Raw genomic sequence first — 23,261 nt, forward strand, 5'->3', positions numbered from 1 at the left:
TTGGTCTTGGCGCGGTTCTGAACTTGGTGAGCAGCGCGGTTCGGGCGGCGGTCTTGGTTGCGCCGGTCGCGGTGACGGCGCGGACCTTGCCGTCGTGGTCGCGGAACCTGGCGTGGGCCAGATGCTTTGCCGTTCTTGGTGGTCTTCAGGGGCCTGGTGGAGATCTCGCCCCAGGTTCCGATGGGCAGCGGTGTCCTCGGCGTGTCTTGCCTCCAACCGATGTGAGCGTTGCCTGTTCAACGCGTGGCCGGTGCGGAGGATCGGCGAGTCCGGACATGTTGCGCGCGCATGTGATGTGACGCACAGTCACGGCGAGATGAGGTCAGCACATCCGGTCGGCGAGCGAGACGTGCGGCTGAAAGCGTCGAATAAGAGGAGTCCTGTGAGCATGGAGAAACCCAGGCCACCGCTGTGACCTGGGCTTTTGTGCGCCGCCAGGGACTCGAACCCCGAACCCGCTGATTTCCAGCTGGGGTTGATCGTTGTTTCTCGGTGATGCGCGAAAACTCTTACTGATAAGGGGTTTGCTAGTGACGGAGCGCTCGCTGGTTCTCATCGCTGCCCATTCTCTCGCGCTGATTGAGGTGCGTAATGAGGTGCGCTGAGAACTCACGCTGGCTGAGAGCACGCCAGGCTGAGACCCGGCGCCGTCGCTACCGATGGTGGTACGTGGTTGTTGTTGTGTACGACGACCGAGTGACCGTGCATCTTGACGGGACCCATCGGATTTCGGGACGTTTCTGGCCCGATCAGCGCGGCCGATTCAATGGGGCTTGGGAAGGTCGTGCTGCTTGTTCTTGGGCAGGACTGTCTCTCAGCCCTTTACGGCTGTGCCCGTGGCGCTGATCTCGACCTATTCCCGCCCCGGTCCGACTTGTGCTCTGGTCAACCGTCGCTGTACAGGCACCTGGCCCATGAGCGCGGTGGAGATCGTTAAGGAAGCCGCGCTTTTCGTCGGGGCACTCGCCGGGATGGCTGTCGGCTACTCAGCGGACGTAGCACCGGTCGCGAGTCTGGTCATTTGGTCAAGGTCGCCTTGGAGTCGCGGCAGCCCTCGGCGTGCCTTTGCGCTGGGAGTCAGCTATCGCCGCGCATGGCCAGCGCCGTTGCGCCGGCCATGACGAGGTCGAGCACCGGCGGATGCTCGCGTGGGAGCCTCGTCCCGAGGCTTCACCCATGCTGGGCGGACGACCTCCGGACCTCTGCCTGGTGAGGAGCGTGTTCGGGCGCCAGGCTGGTGAGTTGGTCCGGAGCGCGGCGGATCAGGTCTTCGACGTACCGGAGTAGGTTCAGTTCGCTGATGTCGGTGGTGCGTGCGGTCTCCGTGTGGCCGCCGTCCTTCATGTCGGCTGCGTCGAGGGCTCTGGGGGATACCTTTCCGGCGCACCCACGCCTTGATCTGCCGCTCGGCTTCCCACGCGTCACCGGCGAGGTGAAAGTTCCAGCGTGCGAGCAGGAGCCAACCCTCAGAGCGGTGCTGTGCGACTCGATACTCGAGGTTCGCGATGCCCCACTTGAGCGCTTGGTGCTGCTCGTGGATGACGACGTACAGATATCCCGGCAAGGTCGGATTGATGCCGCGCTTCGCGCATACGGCGCATCCGCCCTGTCCGCCCCTGAGGTTGTGCAGTCTGAGTCCCGGATCCAGGACGGTTTCGCAGGCGGCGCAGCGGGATTTCCGGGAGAAGTCAATGTTGCCCGGGTACGGAACCACCGGGATGAGACAGCACTCCCGCATGCGGGCCACGGCCTCGATCGGATCGAGTTGCAGAGCCTGCGAGATCTTGTCGGAGCGGCACAGCCAGCACTGGTGGCCCCGGCGGCGGACCTTGGCGTACGTCGGGCTTCCAAGGTGGTCGCATCGTTTGCAGCGGCTGAGCCATGGCTGCAGAGAGCCTGGGTAAGCAACCTGCGGGACGAAGTCCTCAGCGATCATCAAGCTCCGCGCAGCGTCCGGCGTGATATCGCGCCCACTGCAGCTGGTGCAGCCGCCGTAGCCCCGCTTGAGATGTGCGAGCTTCTTCTTCTTGATCGCGCCGCACTCGCCACACATGCAGGTCCAAGGCTTCCCTGCGCCGCGGTAGTCTTCGAGTGGCTCCCAGCCCCAGTGCACCATTGTGGCGACGGCCTCGGCCGCGTCGAGGCGACGCGCCTCGGCGATCTTTCGTGATCGACAGCGCCTGTTGCAGGCACCGGTGCCATTCTTGACCACGTCGTTGTAGCGCGGGCGACTCACCAAGCGACACGTCAGACACCGGCAGCGCCACGGCTTCCCTGTCCCCGGGAACGGCTCGGTCGGCCGCGTCCCCCGCGCCACCATCGCCTCGTCCCCCCGCACCCGATTGCCCCACCCATTGGCGCCGCGCACAGAGTAGAGCAAAGTACCGGCCCGATTCCAGGCCCTGGCCGGCTGCGCCTCGTGTGCGGTGGTGGCGGTCGGGCACGGCCGTCGGGTCGTGCGGCTGCATGATGCGCCGTGTTTCGGGCGGCCGGTGCTGGTGCGGTGGCTCAAGCGGGTCTGGCGGTGCGCCGAGCAGTCCTGCCCGGTCTCGACCGAGGACCACACGTACGCAGCCAGCCGAGCCAAGCTCACGACCCGGGCAATCTCCTGGGCCACCGAGGCGGTGCGCCACGACGACACCACCGTTTCGGCGATCGCGCGTCATCTGGGGTGGACTGGCACACCGCCTGGGCCGCGATCAAGACCGAGGCGACCCGTCGGGTGAACACCCCTGAGCGGCTCAAGGGGTGAAGACCCTGGGGGTGGACGAGCACATCTGGCGTCCCTCGATGCGCGCCACCAACAAGGCGATCACGATCATGGTCGACTGACCCGCGACGAGAACGGCTGCCTGCACGCTCGCCTGCTGGACGCGGTGGAGGGCCGCTCCGGCACCGTCTACGCCGACTGGCTCACCGGCGAAGGCTGGATCTGAAAGTGACCGTGGAGCACGCCGCCCTCGACCCGTTCCGCGGCTACGCCAACGCGATCCGCGACGAACTGCCCGAGCGGTCGCGGTGCTGGACGCGTTCCACGTGGTCAAGCTCGGCACCGCCGTCCTCGACGAGGTACGGCGCCGGGTCCAGCAGGACACCCTCGGGCGGCGCGGACTGAAGAACGACCCGTTGTACCGGATCCGCCGCACCCTGATGACCGGCCTCGAACACCTCACCAACCAGCAGAAGGCCCGGCTCGACAAGTTCCTCCCGGCCGGCGACCCGAACGGCGAGGTCCACCTCGCCTGGCAAGTCTACCAACGACTCCGCGCGATCTACCACGCCACCTCCGCGCAGGCCGGACGCCGGCTCGCCGAACAGCTCCTCAAGGTCCTCCACACCTGCCCCATCCCCGAGATCGCCCGGCTCGGCCGGACCCTACGCCAGTGGCGCGAGCAGATCCTGGCCTACTTCACCACCGGCGGCGTCAACAACGGCGGCACCGAAGCCATCAACGAGGTCATCGAGAAAACCAGACGACTCGCACACGGCCTCCGCAACTTCACCAACTACCGCCTACGCATCCTGCTCGCCGCCGACGGAATCCGCCCCTACCGACGAACACCTACCCACGCCTATTCCGCCGGAGCCCCTTTCATGGCTAATGACGCTCAGGCTGTGTTGGTGAAGTGAAAGGTGCTCCTGATCAGCAACGATGTGGTTTGTCTAGGACCATGTCGTGCGGAGCCGACGAGCACCCTTCGAGGTGAAGACTACGGGGTTGTATCCGTGTGTCCGGTTTGACGCGGCCGGGTCGGGGGTGGCGTCGCAGGCCGGTGGCCTGTTACTGACGGCGCGGTTTGGGCCAGTGGCGTGGACGCGGAACCGTCGACGGGTGTTGTCGCCGTGGCGCAAGCCGTTGGCTCGGCATGACCCGGCCAAGATCGTTACCGGTCTGGCGATCGCGCTCGGGCTGGGTGGGGACTGCCCGGCTGATATTGCGGCGGTGCGTGCAGAGGTGGGTGTGTTGGGTTCGGTTGCCTCAGATCCGACGGTGTCATGCACGATCGACGCGCTCGCAGGCGACGTCGAGGTGGCGCTGAAGGGCGATCAATGTTGCCCGGGCTCGGGTGGGGGACTGGTCGGTCCGGCACGCACCGGACGCCGGTCGCGATGCCGACGACCCGTCGATTATCGACCTCGACGCCAGCTTGGTGGGTGCGCACGGCGACAAGCAGGGCGCGGCGCCAACCTTAAGCGGGGCTACGGATTCCACGCCCTGTGCGCGTTCGTCGACCACGGACCCGACGGTCCGGCGAGCCACTGCGGTCATGTTGCGGCCCGGGAACGGCGGATCGAACACGGCCGCCGACCGCATCCGTGGCCGCGACGCCCTCAACAACTCCCCTCACATCGCCGGGGACCAGGCCCGGGCGCCGGGTGCTGATCCGTACCGACGCGGCCGGCTGCACCCACGAGTTCCTCGACTGGATCGGCGGCCAGCGATTGTCGTACTCGGTCGGGTTCACCCTGCCCGACGACTTCGCCGACAAGCTCGAGTTGATCCCGACACCGTATGGGCACCGGCCTACGACGCCGTCGGCCGGGTCCGCGACAGCGCCTGGGTCGCCGACGTGACCGGCCTGCTCAACTTGTCGAGGTGGCCGAGCGGCATGCGGGTGATCGTGCGCAAGGAACGCCCACATCCCGGTGCCCAGCTGTGGATCACCGACGTGGACGGGCACCGTGCCACTGCGTTCGCCACCAACACCGCCCGCGGCCAGTTGGCCGACCTCGAGTTGGGGCACCGGCGCCGGGCCCGCGCCGAAGACCGGATCCGCTGCGCAAAGGACACCGGACTCAGAAACCTGCCGCTGCACGACCTCGGCCAAAACCAGATCTGGTGCGCCATCGTCGCCCTGGCTTGCGAACTGACCACCTGGATGCAACTACTCGCCTTCACCGACACTGACGGCACCACCCACCAAGCGCGCCGATGGGAACCCAAACGCCGACGACTACGGCTCTTCTCGACCGCCGCAAGACTCGCCCGAACCAGTCGACAAGTCATCGTGCACCACGCCCGTAATGGCGCCTGGACCACCCTGCTGCACGCCGGCCTCGCCCGAATCCGCACCCTCACCGCGCCCGGCTAACCCGGCGCCCGTACCGTCACTGCGACCCCGCAACAGACCAGGCCCGTGGAACCGGCGTCCACCCGAGACGACACTCAGGTCAAGGTTCCTACCCGACTGCAAGAATCAACCCGAAACGCCGACCCGAGGCAGTCGCCACGGCGAACGCCGGAGCCACGAAAAATCCGGGTTAGTGCGTGAAAACGCACGAAGCCCGACACATTTCCGCAGGTCAGCGCGTCGCCATACGGATCATCTCCGAGCCATGAGCCATGTCAGGGCAGGCCCGCGGGGACTTCCCCAACGAACAAACCGCGCTCAATTGCATCTACCTAGGGGTCATGAGCTTGGACCCCACCGGCACCGGCCGCAGACGCTGGACAATGCGCTGGAAAACAGCGCTGAATGCCTTCGAGATCGCCTTCGACGGCCGCCTCGCCGGGCCGTCCAGCGGGGGGTCTTATTGACGCTCTCGATAGCCGGTGCGACTATCGATATCAGATGAAGGGGGACGGTTATGGGCAGCGAGACCACCGTTCTGGCGAATCAGAGTCCGACCCGCAGCGCTCTGACTACCGAGCAGTTGAGCCTGTTCGATGACTGCGGTTATCTGCTGGTCAAGGGCATGTTCAACCACGACGAGGTGGACCGTGGGTTGGAGATGGTAAGACACGCCCTGGGTAGCGGAGCCACAACCATCGCTTGGCACCCCAGTTTCACGGACCGCGAGCACACTCTCCGGATCCGCGATGCCATCTCCCAGTGTCCGGAACTCGCCACCTTTCTCGACCATCCGCGGCTCGTCTCAACCCTGATCGCACTCCTCAGCGACAGTGTGCAGATCCTGGGGACGGAGATATTCGTGCGGTCTTGTGAGAACCGACCGCTGGAAGGATGGCACACGGACGGGGGCGAGTACCTACAGCGCATCATGCTCGCACCGGGAAGCCAGTGCCTGCAGATCAAGTGCCAGATCTTCTTGACCGACACGTCCCAGGACGAAAGTGGCAACTTCCTCCTAATCCCGCGAAGCCACCGACGCATGCCGGAGCCCCACGAAACCTGCTACCTCGACGGCCTTAATGAGGGACTACACCGAGGCGAATTGCCTGATGACGTCACCACCATTCACGCGGCTCCGGGAGACGCCCTGCTATTCCCCTACTCGTTGTGGCACGCCGTCGGCCCCAACCGGCTACAACCGCGGATTACACTGATATTCCGGTACGGACAACTATGGCACCGTCCGAATGACTACACACGGCAGCCCGCTCATCTCCTTGAACGCTTCTCGCCGCGGTTGCGCAGGATGTTCGGCGACCTAGGTGACGATCCGCACCCGCTCGAATTCTACAAGCCACAGGACCAAGCGTGCGTGATGTCGGTCTCGGCCGACTCAGAACGTGACCGTTAGGCAACGTTGACCATGGCGACGGGTACCGACCGCGGCCGCGGACTTTCGAAAATCGCCCATGATGAGACGCCGGGGCCGGCAGCCGTAATCCTAGCCGCGGGCCTCGGGTCACGGCTTCGGCCGTGGACGGACGACCTTCCTAAGTGCCTGGTCGAGGTGTCCGGACAACCAATCCTGCTGCGAGCCCTGCGGCTTCTCGGGTCTCTTGGGATCGAACGTTGCATATGTGTGGTCGGGTACCGCGGGGCTCAAGTCCGTCTCGCGCTCGAGCAAAGCTGTTCCAGCCAGCGCGTCACCGTGGTGGACGCGCCCGAGTTCCGGCGAACAGGCACGGCGGCGAGCCTGGCCCGCGGGCTTGCGGTGATCCCCGACGGCGTAGACGTACTGGTCATGGAGGGAGACGTGGTCTTCGAAGCAGTCGTTCTTCAGCGGCTGTTCGCAGCCCCGCCCTCCGTCACTGCGGTCGCGTCAGACGTTCCCGGCTGCAATGGAACCTTCTTCGGGGTCGCGAACAGCGACCGTGTCGTGACGGTCCACCCAGGCATCGCGGGGAGGCGGGGGTTCGGGGACGTACTCACGAAAGCGGTCAACCTGCATCTGATAAGCGCGGAGGACCTCCGGACCCAGGTGCGGCCGCAGCTTCATCGGCTACTGGACCGGGCACCGGGCGCTCACATCGAGGCTCTTATTGGGAACTGGATCGGCGCGGGAGGATGCCTGTCGGCGGTTGAGGTGGGCGACCTGCGTTGGTGGGAGATCGACGACGCCCATGACCTCGGCATCGCCCGACGACTCTTCGCCACTGGCCACGTCGCAGACGGCGTCTGCGAAGCACCGCTCCACGGTGAGACGTGACCATGTGTGGCATCTGGGGATGCGTCGCAGATCAGCCGGAATACTTGACGTTCCGGCGCGAGACTGCGCTCTCGTGCGTCCAGCGGATGAGGCACCGTGGCCCGGACGGAGGGGAACTGCTGTGGCAGCCTCCGATCGCGCTCGGCCACACACGACTTGCCATCGTCGACCCGACCACATCTGGAAAGCAGCCGATGCGCACGGCGGACGGGAGGCACGTACTCCTTTTTAACGGTGAGATCTATAACCACGACGAACTGCGGCAGATACTCGTGGCACGGGGACACAGTTTCTCCGGTATGGGGGACACGGAGGTTCTGCTGGCCGCCTACCAAGAATGGGGCAAGAACTGCCTTTCCCGTCTCCGCGGCATGTTCGCCATCGCAATTGTGGACACCCGCACAAATGCCGTGTGGCTCGCCAGGGACCGACTTGGTATTAAGCCCCTGTACTACACCATCGACGGCCATCGGATTGGCTTCTGCTCTGAGGTCAGGGGTCTCTTGCCGCTATTGGAAGCAGGGCCGGCGCTCAATCTGCAAGGTGTCTCGGCATTCCTCGCACTCAGATACGTTCCAGCGCCTCAGACACTAGTCAAGGACGTTCACCAGCTCGAGCCAGGGTCCACCCTGTCGTGGCATGCCGGGCGAGTTGCGCTCGCGCGATGGTGGTCACCACCGACTCCCGGCGCTCGGCCGCGCTCCCTCCCCCCCGCCGCCGAATTGCAGGCGCTAGTGCATGATGCCGTGGTCGAGTGCGCGGGCCGGCATAGCCGACTGGCCTGCTACCTGTCCGGAGGACTCGACTCCTCAGTCGTCGCGAGTGAGCTAGTCCGAGGCGGGTTTCCCGTGCGGCTACTTACGGCGGCCTACGAGCATCCGAAGTACACCGAGGAAGCAGACGCGCGCGCCGTTGCCGAGAGCCTAGGTCTGACGGTCGACGTCGTCCGCGCCGACGCGCTTACAACGCCGCAAGAGTTGGCGAACTTGACTGAAGTCAATGACCATCCCCCGTCACTGCACAACGAGCTTGCTCTCATCGCGCTGGCGCGGGCAGTTCACGATAGCGGCGGGCGCGTGGTGCTCTCAGGAGAGGGGGCTGATGAGCTGCTGTCGGGGTACGGGCGGCTCAGTCGCTTGCCGTTTGAGCGCCTGAAACCGCGCGCACTGGGGCGACGAATCCGCCTGCCAAAGCATGATCGGAACTCTTGGCGTCGGCACGCGACCTGCCATAGCCTGCGCGCCTTGTTGGAGCAGTACCCGTACATCCCGTTCGACGACAAGCTCCGCCTCTTCCGGCCGGAGGTGCGTGAGGCGCTCGACGACGATCGGGAGTTGGTCGCCAGACTCTCGCGCGTCTGGGTCGAGGCGGCTGGCGCACCCCTGCACCGCCGACTGCGCTACTTCCTGGTCCGGGTTCATCTCCCCGGCTTGCTGCGCGCGCTCGACACCACAGGCATGTCGTTGGGGGTGGAGACCCGGTTCCCTTACCTGGACCATCGGCTTGTCGAATGGTCGATGGCGCTCCCGTCGCGGGCCACGCTTCGCTGGAGGAGCCTCGCAGACGCCGTTGGCGCGTGGCGCGAGACCCCTGCGCAGTACAGCGGGCGGCGAGACGTCACAAAGGTGATCCTCCGGGCGGCCTTTGCAGATAGGCTTCCGCCGGCCGTGCTCCGCCGGCCGAAGATGCCGTTCCCTGCACCGCTCGATGATGAGCTTGCCTCCGAGCTGGGCCACGAGCTGCGCGAGTATGTGCTCGGTGACGGAGCACGGGTACTGCAGATCTTCGACGCGCCCGCCTTGCGGGCCTGGTGGCTAGAGGGCAGCTCCCGCCCCACAGGCTCGTTCGGTCGTCAGGCGTGGCTCATCATCGCCCTTGAGGCGTGGCTGCGGGCGTTCATTCCTTCTGCAGCGCGCGAATCCTCCGATGGCATTGCGTCGGCGCTGCCCTTTGGTGGTGTGTCGTGAAGTCGATCTTCATGACGCCCAGCGGCGTCAACCGACCGGCCACCGATGGTCTGGCCTCGCCTGGGATGTCTCATCGGTCGCCGCGGTTCGTCCCGATCCTCAAGGACGTGCGCAACCGAGTTGTACGCTGCCTCGGCGGCGACGAGCGGTACGGCTCGGTGCTGCTGGGGACTTCGGGTACCGGCGCGGTCGAGGCAATGATGGGCGCGGCTCGTGACCCCGTTCTCATCATCGAGAACGGGCGCTACTCCAGACGGCTTACTGCGATCGCGGCCGCCCAAGGACACGAGGTTCGGAGCCTGCATGTGGAGGACTTCGATTTGATCGACGAAGCGACGGTCGGTCGGGCACTGGCGGCGTCGCCTCGGCCCAGGACGCTGGCTCTGGTGCATTGCGAGACCACGACCGGGGTGCTCGCACCGCTCCAAGGCATCTGCGGCCTCGCGGCGGGGCTGGGTGTCAACACCATGGTGGACGCCGTGGGCAGCGTCGGTGCGCATAGTCCCGGCCTTGGGCAGACTGGTCCCGACTGGCTGGCAGCGGGCAGTGGAAAGGGCACCGAGGCGATTCCGGGGCTGTCATTCGTCGTGGCCCGAAGGAGTCTTCTCGCCGACGCGGAACCGGGACGCGCCGGGTACCTTCTAGATGTCGGCAGAAACTGGAAAGCCCAGGAGGCTGGCGCGGCAGCGCACACCCTGCCGATCCCGCTGGTTGTCGCCCTCAACGAGGCCCTGCGGCGCTGGGAGTCGGAGACACCCGCGGCTCGCGAGCGGCGGTACACGAGGACTGCGACAGCCCTGCGGAAGGGGCTTCAAGAGCACGGTTTCGAGATTGTTCCGTTGCACGAGGAGGCCCGCTCCAACGTTGTCATCCCCGTCGTCCTTCCTCTGGGGGTCGACTTCGCGCAGGTCCAAGCGGAACTCGTGGAGCGCGACATGGAGGTCTACTACTCGGAGGACGCCCAGGCCCGAGGCTACTTCGTCTTGGCACACATCGGTGGGGTTGATCCGGACGCGTTCGAAGAATTCCTGCGCGCGCTCACCACGAGTTGTCGAGCGCAACTCACTCCCGCCCTTCCCCAAGGAGGTGAGTGTCGTGCATAGTGCATGGCGCGAAGCACCATGTCCCGCTACGGTGCTCACAAAGATCCTTGATGGTCCCACCGTCGCCAAGGTCGTGGGCGTTTACGACGGGCTGACCGCGCTCGTCGCGTCCCGCTATCCCTTTGATGCCCTGTGGCTCAGCGGGCTCGGCGTGTCCGCCGCCCTCGGCCTCCCCGACGCCAGCATCGCGTCCTCTTCCGACTTTCTCGCCGCCGCGCGCACTGTATGCCGCGCCACGCACCTACCGGTCGTCGTTGACGCCGACACTGGGTTCGGAGACGTGAACACCGTTTTGCACGTCATGGCCGAGTACGAGCGGGCCCGGGTGGCAGCCGTATGCATCGAGGACAAGGCCTTTCCTAAGCGCAACAGCTTCACCGACGGCCAGGAACTGGCCGATCCGGCGCAGTTCGCTGCCACGCTCCAAGCCGCCTCCGCTTGCCGCGGCCCACGGTCGCCCCTGCTGATTGCTAGGGTCGAATCGCTTGTCGCAGGTGCCGGTCTCGACGACGCCCTCGACCGCGCCACGCTGTACGTGCGCGCCGGGGCGGATGCGGTGCTCGTGCACTCGCGAGCGAGCGAACCCGATGAGGTACTGGCGTTTGGAAGACGCTTTCGCCGTGCGGACCGCCGCACGCCGCTCGTGGCGGTGCCCACTACTTATCCCCACGTTCGCCAGCAGTTACTCCACGAATCCGGGTACCGGGCCGTCATCTACGCCAACCACCTGCTCCGTGGCTTCGTGTCAACCGCAGACAGACTACTCGAGGAACTCGCTGGATCCGACGATGCCGGACACCTCGAGCGGCGGCTGGAGCCGGTGTCGGCGGTGCTGAATCTGATGGGCTCTGATGCCGTCACAGCGCATGACCGCACGCACCGCCGCCGGTCTGAGGAGAACAGGAGCTGGGTGCAGAGTAGGTCGAAGACCTCTGAGATGGAGCCAATGCCGTGACCCAGATGAATGAGCTCAAGACCGTGGCTACCGCGACGGCACACTTCGCCATGGCGCGCAACTTCCATGTGGGGGGCAGTCTTTCACCCGTTGAATTCCTCACCGCGCTCTACTTCAGTGGGGATCACCACCTTGATGTCACGTGGCGCGGCCGAGCTGATCGCGATAAGTACATCCATTCCAAGGGCCACACCGCTGCCGCCCTATGGTTCTCCCTGTGGCTACACGGCTACCTCGGAGACCTGAGCCTCACCGACCTCTCTCGGTTTGGCAGCTTCGGTCATCGCTTACCGCGAATCCCGCAGCGAGACATCGCGGCCGGTATCGAGATGACCACTGGGTCGCTCGGACAAGGACTGTCGTTTGGTCTCGGGCTCGCGCTTGCCGACCGCCGGGCGCACCGCCCGAGCCACACGTTCGTGCTGCTGGGGGATGCCGAGTGCAACGAGGGCCAGGTCTGGGAAGCGGCCCAGACGGCTGTCCGACTGGGGCTGGCCAACGTGACTGTCGTGATCGACGGTAACGGCTTTGGCAGCCACATGACTACCGACCGGGATCTCTTGACGTCGATGTGGGAGGGCTTTGGATGGGCGGCGAAGGAGGTCGACGGCCACGACCTGGAGGCGGTCTGTGCCGCCCTAGCGGCGGTCAGGACATCCGCTGGACCCAACGCCCTAGTCCTGCGGACAGAGAAGGGGCATGGACTCCACCCGCCCTTCGCAGGGACCCCGAACGCCGGCGGAGCGGTCGCACCGCAGTTCCGGCCGACATTCTCGCTCACCGACGAAGTCGCGTCGGCCCTGACTGTCGTGGGGCGGCGTTTTCCAAGTGCTCGATCAGCTCGAATGAGCGTTCCCCACCTAACGCCAACTCCTAGTCGTCGGTCGCCGACCTTGGTGTGGGATCCGGCCTTGCACCGCCGGGGCGACGTTGTCAATACCAAGTCATTCGCGCAGGAGTTGGTTCGACTCGTGAAGCCCGACAGTGACCTCCTCGTCGCCTCGCCAGATGCAATACGGAACTCTGGCTTGCTCCCGCTCCTTGAGCGGGACGGCACCTGGACATGGGACAACCCTTCGAGCGTGGTGCTCGAGCATGCGATCGCTGAACAGGACCTCGCCTCGCTCGCGGCGGGTGCGACCTCGATCGGGTTGCGGGCGGTTGTCTTCCTCATGGAGGGATTCGTCTGGCGGATGCTCGACTCATTGCGCCAATCGATCTGCTTCCCCGCCCTGCCGGTGATCGTCGTAGGGACGTCGGCCGGCGTGGGTGAGGATCTCGGCCCCATGGCGCAGTCCGATAGTTGCTTCGCCGCCTTGTCGTCGATGCATGGATGGACCATCTTCGAGGCGTATGACATCAACGAGGCCAAGGTTCTGTTCAACGAGGCCTTGGCCGCGACAGGTCCCACGTACCTTCGCCTGCCCACCGAGCCGATGCCGGTGCACGCGGACTTGGATGACGTTCTAGCGCGCGACACCGCCATCGGGGCGTGGGTGATGGTCGACCACGACAAACCTGACCTGGTCCTCCTCACAGCTGGCTCAATGGTCCCAACGGCACTGATAGCGGCGAGCGAATTAAAAGATCGCGACGGGCTGTCCGCCCGAGTCCTCAACGTGTTCTCAGTCACGCGCCTCGCGGCCGCGTCGCAATCCACAATCTCCACCCTATTGCCCCCCGGGGTTCCCGCCATGAGCCTTCACAACGCTCCGCCGCACATCCTCGGCTCATTCGTCCCGAGGGGGTCGCCGACGTTTGGCCTCTCAGGGTATGGGTACTGCGGCGGACCGCCCTCCCGACTGTACGAGGCATCTGGGTTGGGCGTCCTGGATGTCCTGAGCGCTGCCCGAGAGATCACAGACGATCGAGCCTGCCGGGCACGCCCGGCCGCCACGGGGAGCAGTACCGATGGCTGAGTATCGACCCTTCAACCTTGAGGACCGCACCCGGGAGGTCTTCGACGCTCATCATCGCGCGCAAGCTGCCAACGAGAGGATCTTCAGGCGGCTGGTCTCGCTGGTGTCCGAGGAGTATTTCGGTGTCGACGCCGGATACTTCGAGGGGCGATCGGTCGCCGACGTTGGATGCGGTTCGAACGCGAACGCCAGTGTGGCGTTCCTGCAGCTGGGTGCTGCGCACGTCCACTCGGTCGACCTCGGCGTGGAGTGGATGGACTGCGCCACGGAGCGGCTGGCGCCGTTCGGATCTCGATCCACCCTAGGCACGGAGGACGTCCACCGGCTCACCATGGCTACCGGTTCCTTTGACTTCGTGCACTGTGCTGGCGTCCTTCATCACGTGCGAGATCCGACGACAGGATTCGGCGAGTTGGCTCGGGTCACCCGACCAGGCGGCTACACCTACATCAGCGTCATGGGTACCTGCGATGGCGTCATCTATCGGGTCATTAACGGCCTTCGCGATCGGTATGAGGCCGATCCGTCGTTCCGGACGGCGGTGGACGGGCTCACCATTGATCATCTGCGCACGGCGATCAGTTGGCTTCTCGATTCGAAGGAACGCCACGAGCCTTCCACTCAAGCGGAACGGGACGTCCTCCTCAGTCTCGTCGACGAAGATCTCGTACTCACTATTAAGGACAGGCTCCAGGCACCCACCTACCACGGGTTCGCGATCGTCGAATCCCTCGCCCGTTCGTGGTTCACGGCAGTTGGATATCAGGACGTGCGCCGTCTCACCAGATATGTCTACGGCCTGGAGAACGTGCGCCGATTCCTTGCCCCGCTGTACCTCGAGTACACGCATCCGTTGGCCCGACTGCTCTTCGGTGACGGCTACGTTCAGCTCATCGGGCGCCAGCCAACTGGCGATCAGACCACACCGTGCACGTCTGCGGAGCAGACATGAGCCGCAGAACACGCCCGCCGTGTACGTCTCGGGATCGCCCAAAGCGCCGGTATGCACCGGCAAAGCTACGGGGCGAGTTTCGTGAAGGAGGTGAGGCGCGAAGTGATTGATCGAGACGGGCGGTCGGCGTCGGAGCCTGTGGAGGCTCGCGGGAGGCCGTTGAGCCCGATGCCCCGTTTCAGGTGGTGTCGAACCGAAGCCGATTACGCCCGTGCGTGCGCGGCACGAGCCCCAGCGTCGGTGGAGCCCCTGCCAGTGCTACTGCGCCCCGGTGCTGGACCGCCACTCGGGAAGCGCGACCACCTCTCATCGACCCGGTCAGGCCCGTTTGACGCCGAGCCTCATCCGACCCGCTGCGCACTGGTTGTCGCCGTCGATGGTCCGAGCACGCTCGCGGCACGGATGCTCGCCACACAGCTAGATATCCCCCTTACCGTGGTCGCCCATGGCGATTCTGGCGTCAAGGCGACCCGTCAGGCTGTTCTAGATGCCGAAGGCCCTGTCCTAGTGGTTCTTCTGCGGCAAGACGCTGGCGACTCACTGCTCTTGGGCCTGCTCACGGACCTCGAGCAGGCACTGGCTGGTTCATTACCTTGGGACAAGGTGCCCCAGTTCACACTCCTCACCGCCCGGGATCTTCCCGCGCTCAGTTGGGTAGCGGCCAAGGCTTGCCTGTCCTTGGAACCCGCGGAACGCAAGCGACTCGTGCATCTGTTGCCGGACAAGCACCACTGTGCGAGTAGGGAGCTCGAGCTCAGCGTGTCGACTGGGCCGGTCGTTGCGCAGCGCACAGTCGACGGCGTGGCCGTCCCCAGCACTCTCCTGCAGTACGCACAAGCCGTCGCGGTGCAGACGCACGGGTCGGACGCGTGCGCCCGAGGCGGCGATGGAGCAGTTCTGTGCGGGCTCCACGGACACGGCGCCGCCAGTCGCCTCGACAGGCCAGGGGCACTCGCATGCGGGCAAGGCCTGCCCTGCCCTCGTGGGCCCCGGCCCACGCCGCTGTCCCAGAGCCAGGCCGACTTGTTGATGGTCACGTCATGCAACGGGCTGCGGCTCCTTGACAGCAACACTCAACCGGACTTCAACCTCGGACTTGCCTTCCTGGAGGGCAGTGGTCGGGCATACGTGGCTAGCGTCACTTCAGGAATGGGCACCGATGCGACGACGGCCGCCTTCCTCGCGGCACTCGCAAGCGGGCGAACACTGGCCGAGGCCACGATGATCCTCAACGCGTTCATTACATGCGCCGGCGTCGACCAACCGACGTACATTGCCGTAGGCCACCCCGATCATTGCGTGTCTGCCCCGCACACTAGCGACGGGGATCTACCTTGCTGGCTAAGCCCGGGCGTCGAGGAGACGGGCCGAGACATCACCATTTTCGGCAACGACCGCCACTTTGTGGAGTTTCGGATCGACAACCCTGCAATGCTCGACATGCTTGAGAACGGCCGCCTCGGCCTTGCCGTCGACCCCGCGGTGCCTGCGCCGAATCCCTCGCGGTTCTGGTTCGCCAGAGCCGAGGGTTCCCAGAATGACGGCCGACGAAGCGCCAGGGGCTTTGCCTACTCCTTCCCGCATCCGCTCGGCGAACTGACCCTGCATGGACGCGATGTCGACGAAGCGGTTTATGCACTCGACGGAGCACTGACCAGATCAACTCGGTGGCGCGATCTATGGGCCCAATGCCAGGAGGGCGCCAGCGCTGTCCCCGACCTGATCGGCGCTGTTGACGACATCGTCGCCGAGTCTCGCGCCGAGGCTCTGCGTATGCTGCCGAGCCTGCGTTACGACATAGACGCCTGGCCCATAATCGACACGCTAGTCAGCCGCATTCACGACGCCGGATCCACCATTCGGCGAGCACTCATGGACGATCTGCTGCCACAGCTGGCTGGCAGTTTCTATCTCACCAACGTCTTGATTGGTGAGTACGCTTACGCTGGCGCGACCGGCTGCGCTTGCCTGTACTGCGGACGACTCGCCTCCCGGAAGCGTTTCACCCATCCACTGCGCCACGAGGTCCGCTTCGTCGAAATCTGCCCCAGGTGTGGAATCGTCACAGACCGCCCGCATGATCCAGCCTTAGCGATCAGCATCGAAGCCCCTGAGCTTGTGGCTCGCGGAGACACGATCGACGCAGAGGTCTGCACGGCTGGGGGTCATGTTGGCGACGGGCTGGTCGGCGTCCGGCTGTCGACGCACGGGCTTACGGACCTGCCGCCCACTCCCGAACTGGCGGTACTGGCCGACACAACAACCACCACAACCGCCTTCAGTATTCCAGTGTCACAAGCGCTCCCGCCGCACGAGTACTCGCTGAAGGCGCTAGCGGCCGACGATACTGGACTGGCATTCGCACATAAGTTGATTTGGGTTAGATGAGTCAGGAAGACATTCCAGTTATCTATGGGAGCGCCAGCCACCAGCTCTTGTGGAACCGGACGGCGCGCACGTACCCGAGCAACAGCAGCATTCCTGCTCAGTTCCAGGCCCGCACGCGCGAGAGACCCAATGCCCTCGCGCTCGTGGACGGTACACGCCGGACAACGTACGCCGACCTCGACTCACACAGCGACGAGCTCGCCCAGCGTCTGCGGGATGAGGGAGTGCACAAGGAGGATGTCGTAGCCGTCTGCATGCCTCGCTCCGATACGCTCGTGCTCTGCGAGTTGGCTGTGCTCAAGGCCGGCGGCGCCTACCTCGTGCTGGATCCAGCAGATTCCGCAGCGCGGATACGGCGCCAGATGACATCCGCCGGGGCGACGGTCGTGGTGACCACGCTGCACAGGCCCATATTCCGCGCGCTGAGATCCACCACGGTATTCGTTAAGGACGCGTGGTCGTCGCCAGCCAGCAGCCCGACCGGTCGAGCTCTTCCACAGCTGGATGCCCGGCAGCTGGCGTACGTCAGCCTGACCTCCGGGTCACAGGGGGAACCAAAGGCAGTAATGGTAGAGCACCGCAGCGTCCTGAGGCTGCTCTTCGGCGTCGAATACGTTGAGCTCGGACCCGATCGTGTGCTGCTCCACGCAGCAGCGCCGCAGTTCGACGCGTCGACGTTCGAAGTGTGGGGGGCACTGGTGCGCGGCGGCACGTGCGTCGTCCACCGCGGTCGGGCGGCAGACTTGCAAAGCCTGGCCGCCGCGATCATAGGTCAAGCGGTGGACACTTTGTGGTTGACCTCGTCACTCTTCAACGTTGTCATTGACGAACAGCCTCACATGCTTCAAGGCCTCCGCCAACTGCTCATCGGAGGCGAGGTGGTGTCGCCACGACACGTCTATCTCGCCCAGTCCATGCTGCCGCACACAAGGATCGTCAACGGGTATGGGCCAACGGAGACAACGACTTTCGCCTGCTGCCACACGTTGACACAACGGGTGGATCCCTCGAGAAGTGTCCCCATTGGGCGGCCGATTTCAAATACCACGGCTTATGTCCTGCGCGCCGACGGAAGCCTGGCGGACGTTGGCGAGCCGGGCGAGCTATTCATCGGTGGTGATGGCGTGGCCAGAGGCTATCGTGGTCACCCCGAACTTACGGCACGTAGCTTTGTTTCTGATCCGCGTGCCGAGCGCCGTGACGGAGTTATGTACGCGTCCGGCGACTTGGCGAGGTGGTTGCCGGAAGGTCTACTAGAGTTCCTTGGTCGGCGCGACTCCCAGGTAAAGATCCGCGGCCACCGCGCCGAACCAGCTGACATCGAGGTAGCCCTCCGACAGGTCGCGGGGGTCCGCGATGCCGCCGTTCTCGCGGTGCACGATCGACCCATGGGTCCACGACTGGTGGCTTATGTCGTGGTCGAGAAGGGGCGACGTGTCGCGGCGGACGACGTTCGGTCCGCCGTGAGAGATTGGCTCCCGGATGCCTTGATCCCCGCCACCCTCATCAAGGTCGAGGCACTTCCGCTGACCCTTAGCGGAAAACTTGATCGCTCTGCGCTGCCCCACCCCGGCCGGGAGCGCCCCTCGGTGTCGGCGGAATTTGAGCAGCCGGGTACCCCTACAGAGCGGCTTGTGATCGCGGAGATGGTGGCGACGCTCGGGATCGACAGCATCGGTGTGATGGACGACTTCTTCGAACTCGGCGGTGACTCCTTGATGGCTGCCGCATTGCTGGCGAGACTGTCGCGCGGAGGCATCGACCTTGACGCGCGTGCGATCTTCGACCATCCAACGGCACGAGGACTTGCGGCCTTGGCGGCTGGCGGTGAACCATCGCGTCGGAACGCTCCCGTGCCGAGGCGCAGCGGCGGAGGTCTTGAATCGCATCGTTTGTCCCCCGCTCAGCAGTCCATCCTAGGTGCCATCGTGGCCCACCCAGAATCTGCGACGGCATTCACGATTAGCACGGAAGTCGAGCTGAGAGAGGCGATTGATCCCGGCGTACTAGACCAGGCATTCAGAGTTGTCCAGAACCGACAGGAGGCTCTGCGGACGGTTATGGAACGTGGCCGCTCTGGCTGGCGCGCCCGTGTATTGCCGTCGCTCAGCAGACCGGTCCCCATCGACGTGGTCAATCTCCCCGACATCTGGCCCGCATCTGCCCCCTCGGCAGCACCTGCCGCATCGACGGACAACGGAGTCCACATTCCGGATCCGTTGCCCATCGGACTAGACGAGAGACCCCTATTCCGCGCATCGCTGTTCAATCGCCCTGACCAACGCCCCGTTCTGCGGATCGACGCGCACCACGTAGTGTTCGACGGCTGGTCCGTTGGCCTCTTGCTTAGCGAGCTTGCCAGGGCCGAGTCGGCGATAACGCGACCCATGACGACCCCCGACGGCCCTCCACCGTTCCGGTACCGTGACTACGTCCGCTGGCGACAGGCTTGGCCGACACAGACGATCGTCGACGAGGAGCTCACTTTCTGGCAGCAACACCTCGCCGGCTTTAGGCAAGTCCGGTTTGGTCCAGATCTGGTGTACGACCCTCGTTCGCCACGCGACGGGGCGATGGTCGTCGCCATGTCACCGCCGGGCACGGCGGCGGCCCTGCGTCACCTCGCCGCCCGCTCAGGCACCACGCTGTTCGTTGTCATGGCTGCGGCGTATCTAGCCGTCCTCCGGGCATACTCCGGCCGCGAGGATCTACTCATCTCCGCGCCGGTGAGTGGACGCACGCGGCCAGAATTCGATGACGTGATCGGCTGCTTCTACAACAGCGTTTTCCTGCGCACAAATCTGTCTGGGGAGCCTTCGTTCATCCAACTGCTCGGGCGGGTGCGAGAGTCGACTCTTGCGGCCTTGGCGCACCAGCACACCCACATCAGCCAAGTCGCAGCCGCCATTGGCATTGACGGTGCCGACCGTTTCAAGTTCGCCCTGCAGGACCGCGGGTCGCTGCAGTTGACCCGGGCAATGTCCCCGTGGATTGACGCTGACTCCATCCGCGTGCACTCAGGTGCCGCCACTACGAGAGACTTACACCTGCAAGCGTGGGACCTAGGCGGCCGTTTACGACTGGTGATGCGGTACTCGCAGGAGCGTTTCGAGCCTCCTACGGCGGCACGCATTCTGGGACATTACGTCGACTTCCTGCGGCTAGCGGCGGGCTCCCCCGGAAGTCGGCTAGAAGCCCTGACCACGGGGATGGCTCTCGCATGAGCATTACCGCCGCATCCCTTCACTGACCGGCCCGTGCCGGAGTACTCTCAAAGTTGGAGGTGTTCCATGACACACTCGTCCGAATCGATCGAGCAGATCGTGAAGCAGGTTCCTGAAGAGCTACAGGACGTCGTCGCGCGCAAACTCGCCGTCGTGCAGCAGATCCGTGACCTGAAAGCCGAGAACCGAACTCTTAGGGATGAGATCCTGCGGAGTGGCAAGATCAACTCGACGGCGCTGGCTGTCTCAGTTGAATGCTGGTAGGCGGCAACCGTCGCCTAGCACGAAGGACCAAACGAGGACCTCCGGGAGGGCTTGCGTCGCAGCCGATGCTTGACGTCGACGACGTCATGACCGATCCGGCGTTCCGGAACGATCCTTACCCGTTCTGGGCGCAGCTGCGCGCGCGCCGCCCTGTTTGTCAAGCACGGACGGGGTTATGGCTCGTTACGCGATTTGGCGATGTCGAATCAGCGCTTCGAGACCCACGATTCTCCAGTAGCCAGGCCCGCTTTCCTACGCGCTTGCGCGTCCTCGGACAACTCAGTGCCGAGTCAATGGAGCGCGTCTTCGGCCGCTCCATGCTGCACCTGGACCCGCCCGAACATACCCGACTTCGTAGGGTCGTCAGCGGGTCCTTCAATCCGCGGCGGATCGAGCGGATGCGGCCTCTCGTGCGCCAACTGGCACATTACCTGATCGAGGAGGCGTCCGACGCGCGCGAGATGGACCTCATCACCGACTTCGCGTATCCCCTACCGGTCACGATCATCTTTGAGCGGTTCGGAATCCCGTTTCCCGACCGTCCCGCACTGGCACGCCTGATCAGACGCCACCGTGAAGCTCGTCTCGCACTCGTCCTGGAAAAGACTCGACGGTCCTCAGACCTCGGCAAGGATACGCAGGCGACGGTCTCGCCACCCGGCGGGTCCGTTCAAATCATGGAGCGCACCGCCGCAGAACTCCGCGACTATCTCGAGCACCTTATCCGCGTCCGTCAGCACACCCCTGGTGAAGACGTACTGACCGAGTTGCTCGACATCGCGTCGCGCTCTGAGCCGGGGAAGGACAAGATGAGCACTGCTGAGCTCGTCGGCACGGCGATGCTCTTGCTCATTGCGGGCCAGGAGACCACCATCAACCTCATCGGCAACGGAGTCCTGGCATTGATGCGTCACCCCAGGGCGTACGAGCGACTCAAGGATGACCGCTCTCTCGTTGGCAACGCCGTAGAGGAACTGCTTCGATACGACACACCGATCCAGGTCGTACCCAGGGTCGTGCGTGACCCACTCGACGTGGGAGGCCACCACTTGCCGGGTGACAGCGAGATTCTTCTCGTACTGGCGGCAGCCAACCGCGACCCGGACCGCTTCGACGACCCCGATGAGCTCGACATAACCCGACGCGAGAATCACCACCTAGCGCTCGGCGGAGGTCCTCACTACTGCCTCGGCGGGCACTTGGCTCGCTTGGAGGCGAGCGAGGCACTTCACGCCCTGCTGCATTATGCCCCGGGGTTGCGGCTGACCGACGGGGACCTGCAATGGCGGCCCAACCCGTTTCTGCGCGGGCTCGAGTCTCTTCCCGTCTGCTTTTGATTGGTCGCCACAACGACATCTCTCAGGTCTCGGTGCGCGGCTACCCGACCTGAGCGCCCTCCCGCCTACGGACCCGCACGGGGTAGCCGCGGCGTATGAATTGACTCCGGTGGGTCCACCGGGGTGCCAAGCACCAGGGATTCGCACGCGGACCAGCTCGTGCACGCCGCATGCCTCGGCACCGCCCGGTCGTCGGGGGTGGGTAGCCGGCCTGGTTCCGTCAGTGACAGTCCCGGCGGTTGCGTACGCCGCCGTGTGCGAGGTCGCCGGCCCGGAACTTGTCAAGGTGGTTGAGGCCAGTGGGAGTTACGCGGCGGTTTGTTGAACCGTCTTGTTTTGTTGGGTTTCTTGGGTGGTGGGTTGATCCAGGCTGCGTCGGGCAGGCTGAGAATGGCCGGTGTCGCGGTGGTGGTGAACCGTTCGGGTTCGCGGTCCGGGCTGCGGCCAGGGCGTGGTGGCGGCGTTGGTGGTTGCCGCGGCGAGGCCGTAGTGGACGTTGGCGGGGGTGTGCAGCCCGATGCCGGGGTGGTGGTGGTCATGGTTGTAGAACTGGGTGAACTCGTCGATGAAGGTCCTGGCGTGTTGCAGCGATCCGAACCGGTCGGGGAACACCGGCGCGTATTTGAGGGTCTTGAACCACGCCTCGGAGAACGGGTTGTCGTTGGACACGCGGGGTCGTGAGTGGGAGCGGTGACGCCGAGGTCGGCGAGCAGGGCCGCGACGGTTTTGGAGGTCATTGAGGTGCCCCGGTCGGCGTGCACGACCGGCTGGATCCCGTGGATCGTGAACGCCTCGCGCATCACTTCTTCCGCCAGGACGGCGGTTTCGGTGACATGGACGTGCGCGCCGACGATGTAGCGGGAGTAGATGTCGATCATGACGTAGGCGTCGTAGTAGATGCCCTTGGCCGGACCGGGCAGCACAAGGTGTTGTCCCAGGTGAACACCTGCCCCGGGCCGGTCGCGATCCGCTCGGGACGGGCCCGGGCCGGATGACGCGCCAGGCGCCGGCGGTCTTTCACCTGCGCGTTCGCGGCGAGGATCCGGTACATCGTGGACACCGAGCACAGATACTGCCCCCGCTCGAGCAGCACGGCATATACCTGCACCGGGGTCCGGTCGATGAACTCGGCGCCGTTCAAAACGGCCAGAACGTGGGCCTGTTCGCCCGGGGTGAGCTGGTTGGCCGGCGCGCCACCCGGGCTGTCACCAGCCCTACCGGCGGCGTGGGTCGCCCGGCGGTGGCCCGGGAGATGCCCGTCAGGCTCGCGGCGTCCCGGGTCGTGACGCCGGCCGCGGTCAGCTCCCGGAACCACCCATCAGCGCCGCCTGTACGACTGCTCGTCCGGCGCGCTCTCGGAGATGTCCTCCAAGAGCGCGTGTGCTTTTCCCATGATCTCCAACGCCACCTCGGTCCGAGCCAGCCGCCGCTCGGCCTTGGACAGCTGGGCCCGCAACCGAGCGATCTCGGCCTGCTCGACGCTGAGCCGCCCGCCCTTCGCGCCGGGCTCGCGCTCTTCCAGCACGCCACCGTCGCGCAGCTTGCGCCACTCGGTGATCTGCGACGAGTACAGGCCCTCACGCCGCAGATACCCGCCACCCCGCCCCGTCTTGGCAGGCCACCTCATACGCCGCCAGATGCCGAAGCTTCTCCGCCGGGGTGAACGTCCGTCGAGGTCTCGGACCACCAGCCCTCGGACCCGATTTACTCATCACACCATCATCGACTACCGGTGCAAGAACACAACTAGCCATCGTTGTTGATCATCCTGAATCTCGCCCTGCGGGCCGGGCATGGCAGTGGGTGCTGCG

Annotated in this window: 13 protein-coding genes and 3 pseudogenes; 14 read left to right on the forward strand and 2 right to left on the reverse strand. The window is 65.1% G+C overall.

Going from position 1 to position 23,261, the window contains the following annotated elements; translation table 11 throughout:
* Positions 1–1,170: 1,170 nt before the first annotated feature.
* On the reverse strand, positions 1,171–1,344 hold the full coding sequence (locus EV652_RS44350; protein WP_158441506.1) for a hypothetical protein: 174 nt from the start codon (positions 1,342–1,344) through the stop codon (positions 1,171–1,173).
* 1,671 nt (positions 1,345–3,015) lie between these two features.
* On the opposite strand from EV652_RS44350, the pseudogene EV652_RS44920 reads away from it, so the two are divergent.
* The 14 genes and pseudogenes from EV652_RS44920 to EV652_RS40415 all read left to right on the forward strand — a co-directional run.
* A pseudogene (locus EV652_RS44920) lies at positions 3,016–3,630 on the forward strand (ISL3 family transposase); the annotation flags it as partial.
* A 521-nt stretch (positions 3,631–4,151) separates the two neighbouring features.
* Positions 4,152–5,093 (forward strand): transposase, encoded by a 942-nt coding sequence (locus EV652_RS40355; protein ID WP_255512689.1) that lies wholly within the window; start codon positions 4,152–4,154, stop codon positions 5,091–5,093.
* Between the two features lie 260 nt (positions 5,094–5,353).
* A pseudogene (locus EV652_RS40360) lies at positions 5,354–5,539 on the forward strand (IS256 family transposase); the annotation flags it as partial.
* A 50-nt stretch (positions 5,540–5,589) separates the two neighbouring features.
* Positions 5,590–6,486 carry a phytanoyl-CoA dioxygenase family protein gene (locus EV652_RS40365; RefSeq protein WP_132215611.1) on the forward strand — a complete coding sequence of 299 codons (897 nt, stop codon included), beginning with the start codon at positions 5,590–5,592 and terminating at the stop codon, positions 6,484–6,486.
* Between the two features lie 12 nt (positions 6,487–6,498).
* A complete protein-coding gene (locus tag EV652_RS40370) occupies positions 6,499–7,341 on the forward strand; it encodes a phosphocholine cytidylyltransferase family protein (protein ID WP_132215614.1) in 843 nt (280 codons plus the stop codon).
* Positions 7,342–7,343: 2 nt separating this feature from the next.
* Complete coding sequence (gene asnB / locus EV652_RS40375) at positions 7,344–9,308, forward strand: asparagine synthase (glutamine-hydrolyzing) (protein ID WP_132215617.1); 1,965 nt, start codon at positions 7,344–7,346, stop codon at positions 9,306–9,308.
* A complete protein-coding gene (locus tag EV652_RS40380; RefSeq protein WP_132215620.1) occupies positions 9,305–10,411 on the forward strand; it encodes an aminotransferase class V-fold PLP-dependent enzyme in 1,107 nt (368 codons plus the stop codon). Before asnB ends, EV652_RS40380 begins: the two co-directional genes overlap by 4 nt.
* A 31-nt stretch (positions 10,412–10,442) precedes the next feature.
* Positions 10,443–11,366, forward strand: a complete 924-nt coding sequence (locus EV652_RS40385; protein ID WP_158441510.1) for an isocitrate lyase/phosphoenolpyruvate mutase family protein — start codon at positions 10,443–10,445, stop codon at positions 11,364–11,366.
* A gap of 5 nt (positions 11,367–11,371) precedes the next feature.
* Positions 11,372–13,285: a thiamine pyrophosphate-binding protein gene (locus tag EV652_RS40390; RefSeq protein WP_242002309.1), complete on the forward strand. Its 1,914-nt coding sequence runs from the start codon at positions 11,372–11,374 to the stop codon at positions 13,283–13,285.
* Positions 13,278–14,237, forward strand: coding sequence for a class I SAM-dependent methyltransferase (locus EV652_RS40395; RefSeq protein ID WP_132215629.1), 960 nt, complete (start codon positions 13,278–13,280; stop codon positions 14,235–14,237). Before EV652_RS40390 ends, EV652_RS40395 begins: the two co-directional genes overlap by 8 nt.
* 1,023 nt (positions 14,238–15,260) lie before the next feature.
* Positions 15,261–16,625 (forward strand): hypothetical protein, encoded by a 1,365-nt coding sequence (locus EV652_RS40400; RefSeq protein WP_132215632.1) that lies wholly within the window; start codon positions 15,261–15,263, stop codon positions 16,623–16,625.
* Positions 16,622–19,849 (forward strand): non-ribosomal peptide synthetase, encoded by a 3,228-nt coding sequence (locus EV652_RS40405; protein WP_132215635.1) that lies wholly within the window; start codon positions 16,622–16,624, stop codon positions 19,847–19,849. The genes EV652_RS40400 and EV652_RS40405 overlap by 4 nt, the downstream gene beginning before the upstream one ends.
* A gap of 66 nt (positions 19,850–19,915) precedes the next feature.
* Complete coding sequence (locus EV652_RS40410; RefSeq protein ID WP_132215638.1) at positions 19,916–20,113, forward strand: hypothetical protein; 198 nt, start codon at positions 19,916–19,918, stop codon at positions 20,111–20,113.
* 65 nt (positions 20,114–20,178) lie between these two features.
* A complete protein-coding gene (locus EV652_RS40415) occupies positions 20,179–21,450 on the forward strand; it encodes a cytochrome P450 (protein ID WP_158441513.1) in 1,272 nt (423 codons plus the stop codon).
* A 281-nt stretch (positions 21,451–21,731) separates the two neighbouring features.
* Here the strand turns inward: EV652_RS40415 and EV652_RS40420 are convergent.
* Positions 21,732–23,162 (reverse strand): annotated as a pseudogene (locus tag EV652_RS40420) (DDE-type integrase/transposase/recombinase).
* Positions 23,163–23,261 lie beyond the last annotated feature (99 nt).

The sequence above is a fragment of the Kribbella steppae genome, assembly GCF_004342025.1.
Classification (GTDB): domain Bacteria; phylum Actinomycetota; class Actinomycetes; order Propionibacteriales; family Kribbellaceae; genus Kribbella; species Kribbella steppae.